Annotated in this window: 15 protein-coding genes; 9 read left to right on the forward strand and 6 right to left on the reverse strand. The window is 67.0% G+C overall.

Features of this window, described 5'->3' with window-relative positions; all coding sequences use genetic code 11:
* Nucleotides 1–13: 13 nt before the first annotated feature.
* Together A5789_RS21685 and A5789_RS21690 are read right to left on the reverse strand one after the other, a co-directional pair.
* Nucleotides 14–715: a polyprenol monophosphomannose synthase gene (locus tag A5789_RS21685; protein WP_036525684.1), complete on the reverse strand. Its 702-nt coding sequence runs from the start codon at nucleotides 713–715 to the stop codon at nucleotides 14–16.
* Nucleotides 716–835: 120 nt separating this feature from the next.
* Nucleotides 836–1,015, reverse strand: a complete 180-nt coding sequence (locus tag A5789_RS21690; protein WP_030517474.1) for a hypothetical protein — start codon at nucleotides 1,013–1,015, stop codon at nucleotides 836–838.
* Nucleotides 1,016–1,213: 198 nt separating this feature from the next.
* On the opposite strand from A5789_RS21690, the gene A5789_RS21695 reads away from it, so the two are divergent.
* The 9 genes from A5789_RS21695 to A5789_RS21735 all read left to right on the forward strand — a co-directional run bounded on the left by A5789_RS21695 (nucleotide 1,214) and on the right by A5789_RS21735 (nucleotide 10,081).
* Nucleotides 1,214–2,026: an enoyl-CoA hydratase/isomerase family protein gene (locus A5789_RS21695; protein WP_063017050.1), complete on the forward strand. Its 813-nt coding sequence runs from the start codon at nucleotides 1,214–1,216 to the stop codon at nucleotides 2,024–2,026.
* 13 nt (nucleotides 2,027–2,039) lie between these two features.
* Complete coding sequence (locus A5789_RS21700) at nucleotides 2,040–2,774, forward strand: SDR family NAD(P)-dependent oxidoreductase (RefSeq protein WP_064904054.1); 735 nt, start codon at nucleotides 2,040–2,042, stop codon at nucleotides 2,772–2,774.
* Between the two features lie 26 nt (nucleotides 2,775–2,800).
* On the forward strand, nucleotides 2,801–4,444 hold the full coding sequence (locus A5789_RS21705) for a class I adenylate-forming enzyme family protein (RefSeq protein ID WP_064904056.1): 1,644 nt from the start codon (nucleotides 2,801–2,803) through the stop codon (nucleotides 4,442–4,444).
* A complete protein-coding gene (locus tag A5789_RS21710) occupies nucleotides 4,441–5,628 on the forward strand; it encodes an acyl-CoA dehydrogenase (RefSeq protein WP_030517470.1) in 1,188 nt (395 codons plus the stop codon). The genes A5789_RS21705 and A5789_RS21710 overlap by 4 nt, the downstream gene beginning before the upstream one ends.
* 11 nt (nucleotides 5,629–5,639) lie before the next feature.
* Nucleotides 5,640–6,788 (forward strand): acyl-CoA dehydrogenase family protein, encoded by a 1,149-nt coding sequence (locus A5789_RS21715; protein ID WP_063017045.1) that lies wholly within the window; start codon nucleotides 5,640–5,642, stop codon nucleotides 6,786–6,788.
* A 73-nt stretch (nucleotides 6,789–6,861) separates the two neighbouring features.
* Entirely contained in the window at nucleotides 6,862–7,524 is a 663-nt protein-coding gene (locus A5789_RS21720; protein ID WP_063017043.1) for a TetR/AcrR family transcriptional regulator, read from the forward strand.
* 6 nt (nucleotides 7,525–7,530) lie between these two features.
* Nucleotides 7,531–8,274, forward strand: coding sequence for an enoyl-CoA hydratase/isomerase family protein (locus A5789_RS21725; RefSeq protein ID WP_064904058.1), 744 nt, complete (start codon nucleotides 7,531–7,533; stop codon nucleotides 8,272–8,274).
* A gap of 88 nt (nucleotides 8,275–8,362) precedes the next feature.
* Nucleotides 8,363–9,241, forward strand: a complete 879-nt coding sequence (locus A5789_RS21730) for a DUF1295 domain-containing protein (RefSeq protein WP_063017036.1) — start codon at nucleotides 8,363–8,365, stop codon at nucleotides 9,239–9,241.
* Nucleotides 9,242–9,394: 153 nt separating this feature from the next.
* A complete protein-coding gene (locus A5789_RS21735; protein WP_030517465.1) occupies nucleotides 9,395–10,081 on the forward strand; it encodes a DUF1345 domain-containing protein in 687 nt (228 codons plus the stop codon).
* A 39-nt stretch (nucleotides 10,082–10,120) separates the two neighbouring features.
* Here A5789_RS21735 and A5789_RS21740 read toward each other — a convergent pair whose 3' ends face one another.
* The 4 genes from A5789_RS21740 to A5789_RS21755 form a co-directional block, all read right to left on the reverse strand.
* Nucleotides 10,121–11,539: an NAD(P)/FAD-dependent oxidoreductase gene (locus A5789_RS21740; protein ID WP_064904061.1), complete on the reverse strand. Its 1,419-nt coding sequence runs from the start codon at nucleotides 11,537–11,539 to the stop codon at nucleotides 10,121–10,123.
* Complete coding sequence (locus A5789_RS21745) at nucleotides 11,536–13,332, reverse strand: DUF3556 domain-containing protein (protein WP_064904063.1); 1,797 nt, start codon at nucleotides 13,330–13,332, stop codon at nucleotides 11,536–11,538. Before A5789_RS21745 ends, A5789_RS21740 begins: the two co-directional genes overlap by 4 nt.
* 28 nt (nucleotides 13,333–13,360) lie before the next feature.
* Nucleotides 13,361–14,806 carry a class I adenylate-forming enzyme family protein gene (locus A5789_RS21750; RefSeq protein ID WP_064904065.1) on the reverse strand — a complete coding sequence of 482 codons (1,446 nt, stop codon included), beginning with the start codon at nucleotides 14,804–14,806 and terminating at the stop codon, nucleotides 13,361–13,363.
* 152 nt (nucleotides 14,807–14,958) lie between these two features.
* Nucleotides 14,959–16,230 (reverse strand): CdaR family transcriptional regulator, encoded by a 1,272-nt coding sequence (locus A5789_RS21755; protein WP_064904067.1) that lies wholly within the window; start codon nucleotides 16,228–16,230, stop codon nucleotides 14,959–14,961.
* Between the last annotated feature and the right edge of the window lie 468 nt (nucleotides 16,231–16,698).

Raw genomic sequence — 16,698 nt, forward strand, 5'->3', positions numbered from 1 at the left:
AACGCCCCAGCCGCTAGACGCGACGGCCGAACAGCAGCTTCCACGGCATCAGCGCCGATTCCAGCTGCACCTTCAGGCTCATCTTCGACGCGCCCTTGGTGCGCTCCTCGAAGCGGATCGGCACCTCGGCGATCGAAATACCCTGCTTGATCGTGCGGTAGTTCATCTCGACCTGGAACGAATAACCGTTGCTGTGGATCGAGGCCACATCGATGGCCCGCAGCGTCTCCGCCTTCCACGCCTTGAATCCGGCGGTCGCGTCCTTGACGCCGAGCCGCAGGATCGCGTTGACGTAAAAGTTCGCCCAGGCCGACAGGGCCTTGCGATACCACTTCCACTCCGCCGCGGTCGAGCCGCCCTCGACGTAGCGCGATCCCAGGACCACACCGGCATCGGAGGTCTCGAGCTTCTCCAACATGGCCGGAATCACCTCGGCCGGGTGGGAGAGGTCGGCGTCCATCTGGATGACCACGTCGGCGCCCTGGTCGAGCGCCGCGGTGATGCCGGCGATGTAGGCACGGCCGAGGCCGTCCTTCTCGGTCCGGTGCAGCACACCCACCACGGACGGCAGCTCGGCGGCCAGTTTGTCCGCGACCTCACCGGTACCGTCCGGGGAGTTGTCGTCGACCACCAGAACGTGCAGATCGGCGACCGGTAGTGCGGTCAGCCGCTCCACCGCCACCGGCAGGTTCTCCCGCTCGTTGTAGGTCGGCACCACCACGGTCACCTTCACAAGTCGCCCTCCACTCGATTCGACCTGACTGCGCGTGCCCGGATCCGGGCACGACGTGCTCTGGAGAACCGTAGCCCACCCACCTGAGAGGGCACGAGCGGCTCAGTCTCTCCCGTCGCGGGCATCCTCGCGGGCATTGCGTTCGCGCACGATCTCGAGCGCCCGCTCGGCGGTGGCACGGTCCGGATACGGCCCCATCCGGTCGGCGAACCAGCACCGCTTGCTCTGTTCGGCGCGGTGATGCTTGAGACAGTAGTACCACTGATCGTCGGAATCGCCCATGCCGATCATCGTCGCACCCGGCGCCCGCCCTGTCAGGCAACCGGTGAATCCGCACGTCGGGCCGCCCGGCGGGCATCCACCGACGAGTGTGGCCCTTGACACACTCGCGTGGTGAATGTACGTTCATTCACAACAAATGCTAGTTCACTCATTCGGCGGTGGTCCGCTCGCCGACTCGTCGGAGCAGAAGGAAGCGCAATGGATTTCTCGACCTACTCCCAGCTCACGTTCAAACGCCTGGACGACGGCGTCCTGCTGATCACCATCGACCGGCCGGAGAAATACAACGCCGCCGACGAGCAGATGCACGCCGAGCTGGCCCGGGTCTGGACGGATGTCTCCGGCGATCCCGAAACCCGGGTCGCGGTCATCACCGGCGCCGGCAAAGCGTTCTCCGCGGGCGGTGACCTGGCGATGGTCGAGCGCATGGCCGGTAACCACGAGCGGGTGGCGAACATGCTGCAGGAGATGAGCGACCTGGTCTACAACATGATCAACTGCGAGAAGCCGGTCGTCGCCGCGATCAACGGCGTCGCGGTCGGCGCCGGGCTGGTGGTGGCGCTGCTCTCCGATATCTCGATCTGCGCCGAGGACGCCAAGCTGGGCGACGGGCACGTGAAGCTCGGCGTGGCCGCGGGCGATCACGCGGCGATCCTGTGGCCGCTGCTGTCCGGTATGGCCAAGGCCAAGTACTACCTGCTGACCGGCGAGATGGTCGTCGGCGCCGAGGCCGAGCGCATCGGCATGGTCACCAGCGCGGTGCCGCGCGAACAGGTGCTCGACGACGCGCTCGCGGTCGCGGGCAAGCTCGCCGGCGGTTCCCAGCTGGCCATCCGGTGGACGAAGAAGGCGCTCAACAACTGGCTCAAGCAGGCCGGTCCCATCTTCGACCAGTCCGCCGCCTACGAAATGCTCTGCTTCATGGGCCCGGATGTCACCGAGGGCTATACCGCCCTGCGCGAGAAGCGCGCCCCCAACTTCCCCTCCGCCCGCGCGGTCACCGGTAACTGAGGAGCCGAACACGATGAGCGACAACACCATTGCGGTAGTCACCGGAGCCGGTTCGGGTATCGGCCGGGCGATCACCCTGGCCCTGGCCGCCCGCGGCGACCGGGTCGTGGCCGCCGATCTGGATCTCGACGCCGCCAAGCGCACCGCCGAACAGCAGTCCGACCACATCTTCGCCATGCAGGTCGACATCGCCGACGCCGAGCAGGTGCAGGCCCTGCGCGATCGGGTGCACGCCGAGGTCGGGGTGCCGAACATCCTGGTCAATGCCGCCGGCTGGGACCGCACCGACAAATTCCTCAACGCCACACCGGAATTCGCGCAGAAGGTGGTCGCGATCAACTACCTGGGGCCGGTGCACATGTGCAGCGCGTTCCTGCCGGGCATGGTGGAGGCCGGCGGCGGTCGGGTGGTCAACCTGGCCAGCGACGCCGGGCGCGTCGGCAGCTCCGGGGAAACCATCTACGCCGGCGCCAAGGGCGGAGTGATCGCCCTGACCAAATCGCTGGCGCGCGAGATGGCCCGCTACTCGATCACCGTCAACTGCGTCTGCCCCGGGCCGACCGACACCCCGCTGTTCCAGGCCCAGGACGAGAAGCTGAAAGAGGCGCTGATCAAGGCGATTCCGTTCCGCCGCCTCGCCCGGCCGGAGGAGGTCGCCGCCCCGGCTCTGTTCTTCGCCTCCCCCGACGCGTCGTTCATCACCGGTCAGGTGCTCAGCGTCAGCGGCGGACTCACCATGGCCGGCTGAGCGCCGCGCCGACTTCGGAGGACCAGATGTACGACGCCCATGCCTACCGGCAGTACTTCGAACACGATTTCACCTACCTCAACGGTTTCCGGCGCAACGTCCACCGCTACGCCCAGCACCCGGCGATCGAGGATCCGGCGACCGGGACGACCGTCACCTACGCCGAACTGGGCGACCGCGTCGACCGGCTGGCCACCGGCCTCGCCGACGCCGGTGTCGAGACGGGTGACGTCGTGGCATATCAGCTGTTCAACGGGGTCGAGTTCGCCGAGCTCTATCTGGCGACGCAGGCCGCCGGAGCGGTCGGCTCGCCGATGAACTTCCGGCTCGCCGCCGGTGAGACGTCCTACATCCTCGCTTCGAACCGTCCGCGGGTCTTCGTCTACGACACCGACCTCACGCCGATGGTGCGAGACGCGTTGGAGCGCAGTGAGTTCCGGCCCGGTCTGCTGGTGGCGGTGGGACCGGGTGAGCCGCTACCGGGCGCGGTCCGCTTCGACGACCTGGTCGCGGCGACGGCGCGGGCGCTCCAGCCGGATCGCACGGTGTGGGACGAGACCACCCGCCTGTACACCTCCGGCACCACCGGGATGCCGAAGGGCGTGCCGCTCAACAGCCTGGTGGAGATCTTCAGCGCACACGACGTCATCATGCATTTCCCGATGTCGCCCGAGGACAAGACGCTGAACATGACCCCGTGGTTCCATCGCGGCGGATTGTATTGCGCCGGACCGAATCCCACGTTCTACTTGGGCTCCTCCCTGGTACCGATGCGCGCCTTCGACGCCGACACCACCCTGGATCATGTGCAGCGCTACGGCCTGACCTTCCTCATCGGCGCGCCGACCAATCTGGCCATGCTCGCCCACGCACAGGAGGCCCGGCGCCGCGACCTGTCGAGCCTGCGCGGCATCGTGACGATGGGCGCTCCGCTGGAACGCGAGGCGGCGCTGCGCTATCAGAAGGTGTTGAATCCCAACATCTTCAACGGATACGGCAGTACCGAGGGATTCTGGAACACCTTCCTGCGCCCGTCCGATCTGCCGGCCATGGCCGGAACCGCCGGGCGCGCGTGCATCGACGACGACGTGGCGGTGGTCCGGGTACTCGACGACCGGCTGGCCGAGCCGGAGGAGACCGTCGCCAAGGACGGCACGGAAGTGGGCGAGGTCATCGTCCGCTCACCGAAGGGCGCCAATGCCTACGTCGACTCGCCCGATCAGGAGGCCCGCAAGTTCCATCGCGGCTGGTTGTATATCGGTGACCTCGCCACCTGGGACGAGGAGGAATTCGTCACCATCGTCGGACGCAAGGACGACATGCTGCTGTCCGGCGGCGAGAACGTCCATCCCGTCCAGGTCGAGGAGGCGCTCAACGAACATCCCGGCGTAGACGATTGCCTGGTGGTGGGCATACCCGACGAGCGCTGGGGGCAGGTGGTGGTGGCCTATGTGGTCGCCGCCGAGCCCGGAGTGGGCGTGGCGGAACTGGACCGGCACTGCCGCACCCATCCCATGCTCTCGGCGTTCAAACGCCCGCGCGCCTACCGCTTCGTGGATTCGCTGCCGGTGTCGGCCACCGGCAAGAAATTGCATTACAAACTCACCGAACAGGCCCGCGACGATGCCGCGGCCGGCCTGTTCACCTATCCGGACAAGGAAGACGCATGAGCGCGAAACGTCCCCCCGCCTTCGACGCACTCGACCCGCTGGCCATCGATTCGCTGCTGTCCGAGGACGAACGGGCCGTGCGCGACAGTGTGCGCGGCTTCTGCGCCGAGCACATCACCCCGCATATCGCCGACTGGTTCGAAGCCGGCGATCTGCCCGGCGCGCGCGATCTGGCCCGCGAATTCGGCAGGCTCGGTGTACTCGGCATGCATCTCGAGGGTTACGGATGCAGCGGCGCCTCGGCCGTGCACTACGGTCTGGCCTGCCTGGAACTCGAGGCCTGCGATTCCGGTATCCGCTCGCTGGTCTCGGTGCAGGGCTCGCTGGCCATGTTCTCCATCTGGAACAACGGTTCGGAGGAACAGAAGCAGCGGTGGCTGCCGGGTATGGCCACGGGCGAGATCATCGGCTGCTTCGGCCTCACCGAACCGGATGTGGGCAGCGATCCGGCGGCCATGCAGACCCGCGCCAAGCGCGACGGTGACGACTGGATCCTCAACGGGCGCAAGATGTGGATCACCAACGGCTCGATCGCCGATGTCGCGGTGGTGTGGGCCAACACCGACGAGGGCATCCGCGGTTTCATCGTCCCCACCGACACCCAGGGTTTCAGCGCACACACCATCAAACACAAACTGTCGCTGCGCGCCTCGATCACCAGCGAACTGGTCCTCGACGACGTGCGCCTGCCCGCCGAGGCGATGATGCCCGAGGGCCGCGGCGTCAAGGCGCCGCTGTCGAGTCTGTCCGAGGCGCGCTACGGCATCATCTGGGGTTCGATGGGCGCGGCGCGCTCGGCCTGGCAAGCGGCTCGCGATTATTCGATGCAGCGCAATCAGTTCGGACGTCCGATCGCCGGATTTCAGCTGACCCAGGCCAAACTCACCGATATGGCCGTCGAACTGCACAAGGGCCAACTGCTTTCGCTGCATCTGGGCCGGCTCAAGGATTCGGTGGGACTGCGGCCCGAACAGGTGAGCTTCGGCAAACTCAACAACACCCGCGAGGCGATCGAGATCTGCCGCACCGCGCGAACCATTTTGGGCGGCAACGGTATTTCGCTCGAATATCCGATCATCCGGCACATGGTGAATCTCGAATCCGTCCTCACCTACGAGGGGACGCCGGAGATGCATCAACTCGTGCTCGGCCAGGCCTTCACCGGCCAGAACGCCTTCCGCTGACAAGAGGTCCCATGAACGCACGACTGGAGTACGACTCCGAACACCGCCAATTCCGTTCCGTGGTCCGCGATTTCGTCCGGCAGACGGTCGCGCCCGCCCACGAGGACTGGGAACACGCCGGCCGGCTGGACCGATCGCTGTTCACCGAGGCGGGCAAGCTGGGACTGCTCGGCTTCCCGGTCCCGGAGCGTTTCGGTGGGCCGGGAGTCGAGGATTTCCGCTACCACGCCATCGTGATCGAGGAGATCACGCGGGCGGGTGCGGCCGCGGCGGGTATCGCGTTCTCCCTGCAGAACGATGTGGTGCTTCCCTATCTGACCGATCTCACCGACGAGGAGCAGAAGGCCCGCTGGCTGCCCGGCGTCGTCACCGGTGAGACCGTCCTGGGGATCGCCATGACCGAACCGGGTACGGGCAGCGATCTCACCGGCATTCGCACCACCGCCGTACGCGACGGCGAGTATTACGTGGTCGACGGCAGCAAGACCTTCATCTCGAACGGGCAGAACGGTGACCTGTTCGTGGTCGCGGTCCGCACCGGCGAGGACAAGCACAAGGGGCTGACGCTGCTGGTCGTCGAGGCCGACACACCGGGATTCGGCCGCGGCCGCAACCTGGAGAAGATCGGCCTGCACGCCCAGGACACCAGCGAACTCACCTTCACCGAGATGCGGGTGCCGGTGGCGAACCGGCTCGGCGCCGACGGCGAGGGCTTCTATCAGCTGGTGCGGAATCTGCCGCAGGAGCGGTTGTCGCTCTCGGTCGGCGCGGTCGCGGCGGCCGAGGGAGTGCTCGCGCACACCCTGGACTACGTGCGCGAACGCAAGGCCTTCGGCGCCTCGATCGCGAGCTTCCAGAACACGCAATTCGTGCTGGCGGAATTGGCGACCGAACTCGATATCGCGCGGACCTTCCTCGACGACTGCCTTGCCGAACACATTTCCGGCGGCCTCACCGCGGCCCGCGCCGCCCGGCTGAAATGGTGGACCACCGAATTACAGATGCGAGTGGCCGACCGCTGCCTGCAGTTGCACGGCGGCTACGGGTATATGCGCGAATACGCGGTCTCGCGGGCCTTCGTCGACGCGCGTATTCAGAGCATCTACGGCGGCACCACCGAGATCATGAAGACGATCATCGCGAAGGAGCTGGGCATCTGATTTTCGGTGGACCACTCTAGAGTTGAGTGAACCGTCGTTCATTCGACTGCGCAGATACGGAAGGGTATGCCCGATGGCGAAGCGATCCGCACCGATGGAACTCGAGGAGGCGGTGCGCGCGGTGCGAACCAGCTCGCGCCGGCGCCAACTCCTCAACGCGGCCGTCGCCGTCATGCAGACCACGGGCTTTCATCAGATGTCGATGCAGGCGCTCGCGGATCAGGCCGATGTGAGCGTCGGACTCATCTACAAGTATTTCGGCGGTAAGGAAGACCTGCTGCTCGCGGCGATCGTCGATATTCTCGACGCCTTCCGGGACGAATTGGCTCCGGCCATGGACGCGGTCGGCGACGATCCGGTGGAGCGGCTCGTCTCCGGTTTCCGGCACTACGTGGAAATCGTCGACGAGAATCTCGACGCCGTGGTCCTGACCTATCGGGAGAGCCGGACCCTCGATCCGGAGGGCCGCGAACGGATCAAGGAGCTCGAGGTCGAAACCTCCGCCCCGCTGCGGGCCGCCGTCGAGGCGGGTATCGCGGCGGGTCTGATGAACGACCTCGATCCGGATCTCGTCGTCTTCAACCTGATGATGCTCGCCCACGCCTGGGCCCTCAAACATTGGCATTTCGCGCCGCGCTACACCGTCGAGCAGTACATCCGGGCACAGGTGCGTTTCGTGCTGCCCACCGTGCTCGCCCCCGGAGTCGCCGAGCGCTATCGACATCTCATGGAGTGAAATATCTTGTCGGTCACGCTGTCTCGTACCGGCGCCGTCGGCGTCCTCACCCTCGACCGCCCGCCGGTCAATGCCTTCGATGAGGAACAGGCCGGTGAATTCGCCACCGCGGTAGCCGAATTCGGCGCCGATCCGGCGGTGCGTGCGGTCGTGGTGCGCAGTGCGGCGAAGGTGTTCTGCGCGGGTGCCGATATCGCCATGATGGATTCGTGGCGGGAACTGCCCGACCGGGGCGTGCGGCTGGAGAAGTTCTGCCTGCTGCTGCAGGATGCGTTCGCGGCCCTGGCGGCACTGGAAAAACCCACGATCGCCGAGATCGGCGGTGCGGCCACCGGCGGCGGATTCGAACTCGCCCTCGCCTGCGATTTCCGGGTCGCGCGCGCTACCGCGAAGATCGGGTTGCCCGAGGTCGGAATCGGTTTGCTGCCGGGAGCCGGTGGCACTCAGCGGCTTACCCGCCTGGTCGGACCGGCCACCGCGTACCGGCTGATTCTCGGCGCGGAGCTGATCGACGCGACGACGGCCGAGCGGCTCGGCCTCGTGCACTGGGCCGTCGACGATGCGGCGGCCACGGCGATGACGCTAGCCGAACGCCTGGCCGATCTTCCCGCGGATGCCTACACCGCCGCCAAACGGTGTATCGACGCGGCGGGCACCGGAGACGGGTACGGCTTGGAGCGCACCGAAATCGGGGCACTCATCCACACCGAGGAAACCGGGCGCCGCTTGGATCGATTCGTTTCCCGCTAGGGCGAATTTCTCGTGCGTCGATTCGGCGGAGCTGCGGCTGTTGTCCGAATCCGGCTCCGCTCGGCCGCGCGATGCCTAGAGTGCGCTCATGAGCAGAGTGGGCGCCCTGGTTCGAGTCGCGCTGGCCTATGTCGTAGCCGTCGTCGCGGGGCTCGCCTGGCTGCTGTGGGGGCCGGATACCGGACAGCTGTGGTTGAACGGCCTGATCGCCGACTTGATCGCCACGGTTGTGATCTTCGTATTCAGCCGGATCTACCGGAATTCCAGCTTCTACGACCCGTACTGGAGCGTGATCCCGCCCCTGCTGGCCTTCTACTGGTGGATTCGCAGCGACGAGCCGTCGAATACGACCCGCTGGTGGCTGATGATGGCCGTCATGCTGGTGTGGGCGGTGCGGCTCACCGCCAACTGGGTGACGACCTTTCCCGGTATGCACCATGAGGATTGGCGCTATCCGATGGTGCGCGAACGAGCGGGCAGGTTCGCCTTCGTCGCGGATCTGTTCGGAATCCACGTCTTTCCGACGCTGCAGGTGTTCGCCGGGCTGATTCCGGTGTACGTGGTGGCGACGCGCGCCGGCGAACCGTTCGGTGCGCTCGATATCGTCGCCGTCGTGATCGGTGCGGGTGCGGTTGCCTTGGAAACCGTCGCCGACCTGCAGATGCATCGCTTCGCCGCCACCACATCGCCGGGCCAGGTCATGGACCGCGGGGTGTGGGCGTGGTCGCGGCATCCGAACTATTTCGGCGAGTGCGGCGTCTGGCTCTCGTTCGGCCTGTTCGGGCTCGCGGCCGCCCCGGGCAGCTGGTGGGTTCTCGCGGGGGTGGTGACCATGGTGGCGATGTTCGTGGGCGTCAGCATTCCGATGATGGAACAGCGCAGCCTGCAGCGGCGGCCGGCGTATCGGGATGTGGTGCACAGGGTTTCGGTATTCGTTCCCCTGCCGCCGCGGAAACGAGCGGCATGACCGGACCTCGGGTCGTCATCGGGGGTGCTGCCGACCCTGCGCGTCGTGGGTTCGACGACGTCTTCGCGGTGGGCGACGTGGCGGCCACCGACCGGTAGCGACCCGAGCGCGTGCCATGCTGCCGACGGGCACGCAGCGGGCAATACTGCACGGGTGAGCGGTTCCGAGAACGACACCGACGACGTTCCGGCGTGGGCACGCCGCACGGCCGGCGAATCACGCTGGGCGGCGACGGCCGCGATGGTGGGCATCATCGTCCTGCAAGTGCTGCTACCCGATCACTTTCAGCTGCGCCCGGTCTGGCTGCTGCCGATGCTGGAAACGGTGCTGCTGATCGTGCTGGTGGCGAGTAGCCCGGTGCGCTTGGACCGTGAGGAGATCTGGCTGCGTTGGTGCAGCCTGGGGTTGTCGGCGCTGCTCGGCATCGCCACCGCCTGGTCGGTGTTCCGGCTGGTGGCCGGCCTGATCAACGGCACGCTCAGCAACGATCCGCCGGTCCTGCTCGGTTCCGGCGCGGCGATCTGGCTGACCAACGTCACCGTATTCGCGCTCTGGTTCTGGGAACTCGATCGCGGCGGCCCGGCCGCACGGGCGCACGCCCGCGAACAGCTACCCGATTTCCTGTTCGTCCAGATGCAGAATCCCGAGCTCTCCCCCGCCGACTGGGAGCCGGAATTCCTCGACTACCTCTACCTGTCGTTCACCAATGCCACCGCGTTCAGCCCCACCGATGTGATGCCGATGACGCGCTGGGCCAAGACGCTGATGATGGCCGAATCCGCGTTGTCGCTGATCACCGCGGCACTGGTCATCGCGCGGGCGGTCAACGTCTTGAAGTGAGGACGGCCCGGAGTTTTCCGAGCCGCCGGAGCGGCTCGCCTACCGGTCCACCAGTTCGGCCACCGCGAGCCGGGCGGCATTGGCGCCGCACATGCCGTGGGCGCCCGGTCCGGGCGGGGTCGCTGCCGAGCAGATGTACATGCCGCGAACGCCGAGGCTATAGGGCGACAACGTGGTTCGCGGTCCGAACATCAGCTGGCGAATGTCCTTGGCGCCGGTCATGATGTCGCCGCCGACATAGTTCGGGTTGTACACGGCCATCTCGGTGGTCGAGCGAACCGCCTGTCCCACAATGCGTTCCCGGAAGCCGGGGGCGAACCGCTCGATCTGCGCGATGATCGCCTCGGTCGCATCGCCCGAATAGCCGTTGGGCACATGGGCGTAACTCCACACCGGGTGAATGTCACCGGCCGAACGTTGTGGATCGGCCAGATACTGCTGCCCGACCAGTACGAAAGGACGCTCGGGCATCCGGCCAGCGTGGATCTCGCGTTCACCGGCGGCCACCTCCGCGTAGGTCCCGCCGAGGTGCACGGTCCCCGCCCGGTGCGCGTGCGGAGCGGTCCACGGCACCCCACCGGCGACCGCGAAGTCGACCTTGTAGGCCCCGGGCCCGCGCCGGAAACGGGCGAACGCGTGCCGAACTCGTCGCGGTAACCGATCGCCGAGAATACGAGCGACGGCATCGGGCGCCAGATCGAACATGGTGATGTCGGCCGGCGGCAACTGTGCCGCCGACTCGACCCGCACCCCGGTCTCGATCTTTCCGCCCAGCTCCGCCAGCAGCGCCGCCAGCGCATCCGCAATCGCCTGTGATCCGCCTTCGGCCACCGCCCAGCCGTGCCGATGACCGGCGGTGAGGATGCCGAGGCCGACGGCCGATGTGAGCGGATGGTGCAGCGGCCGGAAGGCATGGACCGCAACGCCTCCGAACAGTGCCCGCGCCTGCTCGGTGCGGAACACTCGGGCGAAGGCCGAACCGGGCAGCAGCGTCGGTATCCCGAAGCGAGCCAACGTCAGCGGGTGATGCGGTACGCGCAGCAGCGGGCGCATGATGTCCTCGCTCAGCGCGTCGTAGCGGCGCACCGGGCGGTCGAATGCCAGTCGCCAGCGCGAGCCGTCGCGACCGAGGCCGGCCGCGGTCTGCTCGACCGAGCGGTACAGCACCCCGGCGCTGCCGTCGTCGAGCGGATGCACACAATCGATCTCGGGCAACCGCCAGGTCAGTCCGTAGCGGTCGAGCCCCAGGCCGGCGAGGAACGGTGACCCGACGGCCATCGGGTGGATGGCCGAGCAGTGATCGTGCAGCAGACCGGGAACGATGGCCTCGCTGCTGCGCGTACCGCCGCCGATCTGCTCGGCAGCCTCGAGCACGGTGACCTCGACACCTTCGGAGGCGAGGGCGACGGCGGCGGCGAGCCCGTTGGGCCCGCCGCCGACCACCAGTGCGGTTGTCACGCCACCACTCCGAAATCGTCCTGGCTGGGCTCGGTCTGCACCGGGCGAACCCAGATGGGCCGCAACGGAATCGGACCGTTGGGCAGCCACGGCTGCTCGGCGACGGCATCGGCGACATTCCAGGTGCCGCGTTCGATCACGCCCAGCGCGGCGTCGATCAGCTTGTAGTGCTGCACGCCGCTGCCGAACGCCTCCGACTCCACCCAGGCGATCACACATTCGCCGGGTTCGAAGCGAGCCTCGTCCTGCACCGCGCGGATCATCTCCTCGTCGTGGAAGTGGCCGTCACCGAAATTGAACCCCACGATCGAGTTGCAGAGGAACTCCCCCTCCCGGACCGTGCGCGAATCGATATCGGGCAGCCGTGAGATCAGCAGCGAGAACAGGCCCCGCCCCTGGCTGTGCAGGGTGCGCCAGGCAATCGTCTTCTGCAAGGTGATCTCCGCCCACTGCGGTTCGTAACCGAATTCGATGAACTGATCGATCTGATTGCGGGCCGAGCGGGTCACCCGGTTCAACTTCTCCTCGGCGCCCGGGGTGAACGTCCACACCGCCGAGGCCCAGTTGCCCGCGTACTGCCGCATCGACGGCAGGAACGAGACCTTGTCGGGCCGCAGATTGCCGAGCACCGGGAAGAACAGCAGCGCGGCGACCACCGGAACGACCAGCCACACCGGCGACATGTCCCACACGGCGTATCCGTTCCAGGCGGGGAAGCCCAGGAACAGGAAGACGGTGGCGTAGGCGAACAGCACGTTCCATTCCAACGGCACCGCCAGCGGGAAGGTGGACACGATGAAGAGGTGGAAGATCACCATGATCAGCACCGCGACCAGGGTCACCCACTTGTTCGTGGAGAACAACAGCACCAGCGGAACCAGCATCTCCACGCAGGTGCCGTTGACGTGGGCCATGAAATGCGCGATGCCGGAGGGACGCATATCGCGCGGGAAATCCTTGTAGTGCGCGCGTTTCACCGATTTGAACGGCACCGACGGGCTGTTGGACACCATCGGCGGCACCACGTTGGAGAAATGCTTGCCGAGTTTGGAGAAGCCGGCGCACACCCAGACGACCACGATCAGCAGTTTCAACGCGACGATCATGTTCACGAACGGGAACACCGTGAACGCGATCAGCGCCGGCAGATATTGCTCGCCGCGGGCGCCGAGGAAGACGACCTTGTCGCGCAGGCCGTTGAGGATCAGCAGCACGATCGGCGCCGTCAGCGCGGCGGGCGCGATGAGCCCGGAGGTGTTGTCCGGAAGTACCGCCGCGAGCGAATCACTGTGCGCGCCGGGCAGAATCAGCGCGATCACCAAACTCGCGAGCAGGGCCAGATACAGGGTGACGTCGAACCAGGTGCGGCGATCACCGCCGGTGCCGGGCATCCACGCCCACGGGCGTTGCCGGATCGTGCCGGGTCGGGCCCAGAAGAGGATGCCGCCGGTCATCGGTTTGACCTTGCCGGCCAACGGCCCCCAGGAACCGGCGAGGCCGAGAACCTCCAGCAGCACCGTCCAGACGACGGCCTTCTGATAGACGATCGGCTGATTCCACCATTCGGCGACATGCCAGAACGCCGGCAGGCCGGAAGTCAGTGTGGCCACGGTGATTCCGCCGATCGCGTAGAGCACGATCAGCTTGAGGATGTAGACGCAATGCACCATTTTCGGTGAGCCGAAGCCGTTCTCGGCCCAATCGGCGCCGAGGATGCGCATGCGCTCCATCAGCGGTTGCTGCAGGAATGTGTCCGGATCGACGGCCGGCAGATCCGGCTTGGTGAATCCCATCGGAATATCTCCTTCTCGTGGGGGCGGATCAGGCGGTCGGCACGCGGCGCAGCGACGGTTTGTCGAGTTTGCCGACGGCGTTCTTGGGCAGGTCGTCGAGGAAAGTGATCGCCACGGGCAGTTTGTATTTCGACAAATTGCGCCGGGTATGGGCGAGCACCTGTTCGGCGGTGAGAGTGGCGCCGGAATTCAGGGCGAGGAACAGCACCGGCTCCTCGCCGTAGAGCTCGCTGGCCCGGCCGACCACCGCGGCCTCGGCGACCTCGGGCAGCTGGTAGACGACGCTCTCGATCTCCTTGGGATAGATGTTCTCGCCGCCCCGGATGATCATGTCCTTGGCGCGGTCCACCAGGACGAGATAGCCGTCCTCGTCGATCCGGCCGATATCGCCGGTGCGCAGCCAGCCGTCGACAACTGTGCGAGCCGTGTCCTCCGGCCGATTCAGGTAGCCACGCATGACATTCGGGCCCTGGATCAGGACCTCGCCCGCGGCGCCGTCGGCGACCGGTGTGCCGTCCGGGTCGGCGATGCGGATGGACTGGCCGGGCAGCGGGAGACCGACCGTGCCCGGCTTGCGGCGGCCACGCAGCGGGTTGACCACGCTCGCACAGGTGCCCTCGGACAATCCGTAACCCTCGACGATCGATATGCCGTAACGGCTTTCGAACTTCCGCAGCAGTTCGGCACTGGCAGGCGCCGCGCCACACACCGCGAAACGCACCGCCGAGGTATCGGGGGTGACCTCCGGCGGCAGGTCGGCCAGCATCGTGTAGATGGTCGGCACCGCGGAGAAGTAGGTGGCGCCACTGCGTTCGAGCCGGGCGAAGAACGTGCCGGGGGCGAACCGGCCCGCGATCGTGGTGCGCCCACCGGCGAGCAGCGGGGCGAGGGTGCTCACCACGATCCCGTTGACGTGGAACAGCGGCAGGATCAGGAGGCTGTGGTCGGCGGCCGTGAGTTCGAAGGCGCCGATCACCATGGCGCACATGGCGTTCAGATTCGCGTGGTCGAGCATCACGCCCTTGGGCCGCCCGGTGGTCCCGCTGGTGTAGACCAGCAGGGCCAGCGCGTCGTCGCGGACTTCGGCGGTGGTATCGGCGGGCGGGGTCGCGGTGAGCTCGGCCGGGGTGAGCACGGTGATCCCGATATCCATCGGCCGATCGGTGACCAGGACCTTGGCGCCGGCGTCGGCGCCCTGAAAGCCGACCTCGGCCGGAACGAGCGACGGATTGACCGGCGTCACCGCGGCGCCCAGACGCCATGCGGCGAACAGGGATACCACCAGCGTCACGGTGTTCGGCAGCATCACCGCGACCACGTCACCGGGCGAAACTCCCTGTGCGGCAAACGCGGTGGCGGCCCGCCGCACCGCGTCGGCGAATTCGGCGTTGGTCAACTCGACCTGATCGTCGGCCACACAGGGTGCGCCGGGATCGTGGCGGCTTCGAAGGTCGGGCAACTCGGAAAGGTGCATGGACGGGTCCTGAATCCTCGGTGTCGAACGGATACGTCAACGCTAGGAATCAGTGAGCTGGACCACACCGTCGTCCGTGGACGAATTACTGCCGAAGTCTTGTCTCTGCGAGACAAAGATCACGCGCCGAGACCTCGGAGCGCGTTCGATGGTCAGCGAGTGAGGACCGTCTTGCCGTACCAGTGGCACACCAGCAGTGCGAGTTCCACGTCGAGCCGGGCGTCGGCGATGGGCCGGCCACGCCGCGACACGGCCCGGCCCACCCGGTATTTCACCGAGTTGTAGTGCAGATCCAGTTCCTGCGCGGCCGCCTTGTAACTGGACCCGGTCCGGAGAAATACCCGCAGGGTGTCGCGCAGCCGCGCATCGCTCGCGGTGTCGGTGGCCAGTGGACCGAGAACGTCGGCCACCCAGTCCCGGACCGCGGCCGGATTCCCGCCGAGTAAGGCGACCGCCATCAATCCGGGATCGGTGGACGCCACGATCTTGTCCTCGGGCCCGCGCCGTGCCGCCACGGCGCGGGCCTGCTGGGCCTGGCGGTGGGACCGGCGGAACCCGTCGACTCCCACCCCCACCGCCCCGATCGCGATGTGCGGAGTATCGGGCCGGCCGAGGGCGAACCGGCGGATCTGCTCGGCCGGATCGCCGGGATCCGAGGTGAACGGCAACCAGACCCACCCGCTGGTGCGGTCGGCCGCGGCGAACAGCGGAGCGGCGGCGGCATCGACGGCACCGGCCAGTTCACGGACGAACCGCTGCAACCGGGCCAGGTCGTCGCTGTCGGAGTCGGCGTCCGGGTACCAGAGCACCATCGCCACGTGATGCCGGCGCAACGGATACCGGATCGCGGCGGTGGCGTCGTCCACGTCGACGGCCGTGTCCTGGGCCAGCATCTCGCGGACTCGCATGGCGCGCACGCTGTTCCGGTTCTCCAGCCACCGCTCGCGTTCCTCCTCGTAGACCGCGACGACCTGCTGTGAGATCCAGTCGATGTAGGCGAACAGCACGTCGGTGATCTCCTCGATCACCGCGATCCGGGTGGTCGGCTCCATATCTATGGCGTGCAACTCCGCGAAGACCAGCTCGGTCAACCGCCGCTGCCCCAGCCGATACGCCCGCACCAGCGCGTTCACCGGAACCCCGTGCTGCGCGAGCCGCCGGGCGTATTCCAGCGCGGCGGTCGGCGCGGTGATCCGCTCCACCGCGATGCCGTGCCGCAGCGCATGCAGAATCGTGTCGACATTCCCCTCGACACTCGCCCCCAGCAACTCCACCGTCCGCGCATCCCCCCGCAACTCCGGTATGAGCTGTTCGAGCGCATCCTTGATGAGCGAGCTGACCCCGGTCACCTGCTCATTCATCCGCGCGGCGATCCGGGCCACATATTCTCCCGAACCGACCTCACCGTCGTGCGCCTTCGTCACACCACGGACGGTAGGCCCCGAACGCCCACCTCGACCGGCGTTCCGCCCGAAATTCGTCCTCCCGGAACAAAGGCGGATGTGGAATCTGTCTCGGCGCGATCAGCGACCGGTCCGAGACGAGAAGATCCGGTGCCCCGCCGGGCTGTCGCTACCGGATACGACGCGTACCCGGACGTATGCTGTGAACCCACGGCCGGTCACCCGCTGCGCTCCTGACCTGCCATTGCAGGCTCACGGTCGGGTCGGGAGGGGTTTGCTACCGGCCGCGTATGCGTCGCTCCACACAACCTGGAGGAACATCGCATGAAGAAACTCGTATCGGAACGAGCTCCGTGGATGGCCCGCCGTACGACCCGCATCGGGTCGATCGCTGCCGCAGCGATCACGGCGTCCTTCGTCGCGCTGACACTCGCGTTCTCCGCACCCCCCGGCCAGCCGCAGACATCCGCTCCCTCCCCGACCTTTCCC

Source organism: Nocardia sp. 852002-51101_SCH5132738 (genome assembly GCF_001665695.1).
GTDB lineage: Bacteria > Actinomycetota > Actinomycetes > Mycobacteriales > Mycobacteriaceae > Nocardia > Nocardia nova.

Bases quoted from the DNA above. Each gene is read 5' to 3' on its own strand.
- A5789_RS21690 (WP_030517474.1), bottom strand. From the start codon at position 1,015: ATGGGCGATTCCGACGATCAGTGGTACTACTGTCTCAAGCATCACCGC.
- A5789_RS21695 (WP_063017050.1), top strand. From the start codon at position 1,214: ATGGATTTCTCGACCTACTCCCAGCTCACGTTCAAACGCCTGGACGAC.
- A5789_RS21700 (WP_064904054.1), top strand. From the start codon at position 2,040: ATGAGCGACAACACCATTGCGGTAGTCACCGGAGCCGGTTCGGGTATC.
- A5789_RS21705 (WP_064904056.1), top strand. From the start codon at position 2,801: ATGTACGACGCCCATGCCTACCGGCAGTACTTCGAACACGATTTCACC.
- A5789_RS21710 (WP_030517470.1), top strand. From the start codon at position 4,441: ATGAGCGCGAAACGTCCCCCCGCCTTCGACGCACTCGACCCGCTGGCC.
- A5789_RS21715 (WP_063017045.1), top strand. From the start codon at position 5,640: ATGAACGCACGACTGGAGTACGACTCCGAACACCGCCAATTCCGTTCC.
- A5789_RS21720 (WP_063017043.1), top strand. From the start codon at position 6,862: ATGGCGAAGCGATCCGCACCGATGGAACTCGAGGAGGCGGTGCGCGCG.
- A5789_RS21730 (WP_063017036.1), top strand. From the start codon at position 8,363: ATGAGCAGAGTGGGCGCCCTGGTTCGAGTCGCGCTGGCCTATGTCGTA.
- A5789_RS21745 (WP_064904063.1), bottom strand. From the start codon at position 13,332: ATGGGATTCACCAAGCCGGATCTGCCGGCCGTCGATCCGGACACATTC.
- A5789_RS21750 (WP_064904065.1), bottom strand. From the start codon at position 14,806: ATGCACCTTTCCGAGTTGCCCGACCTTCGAAGCCGCCACGATCCCGGC.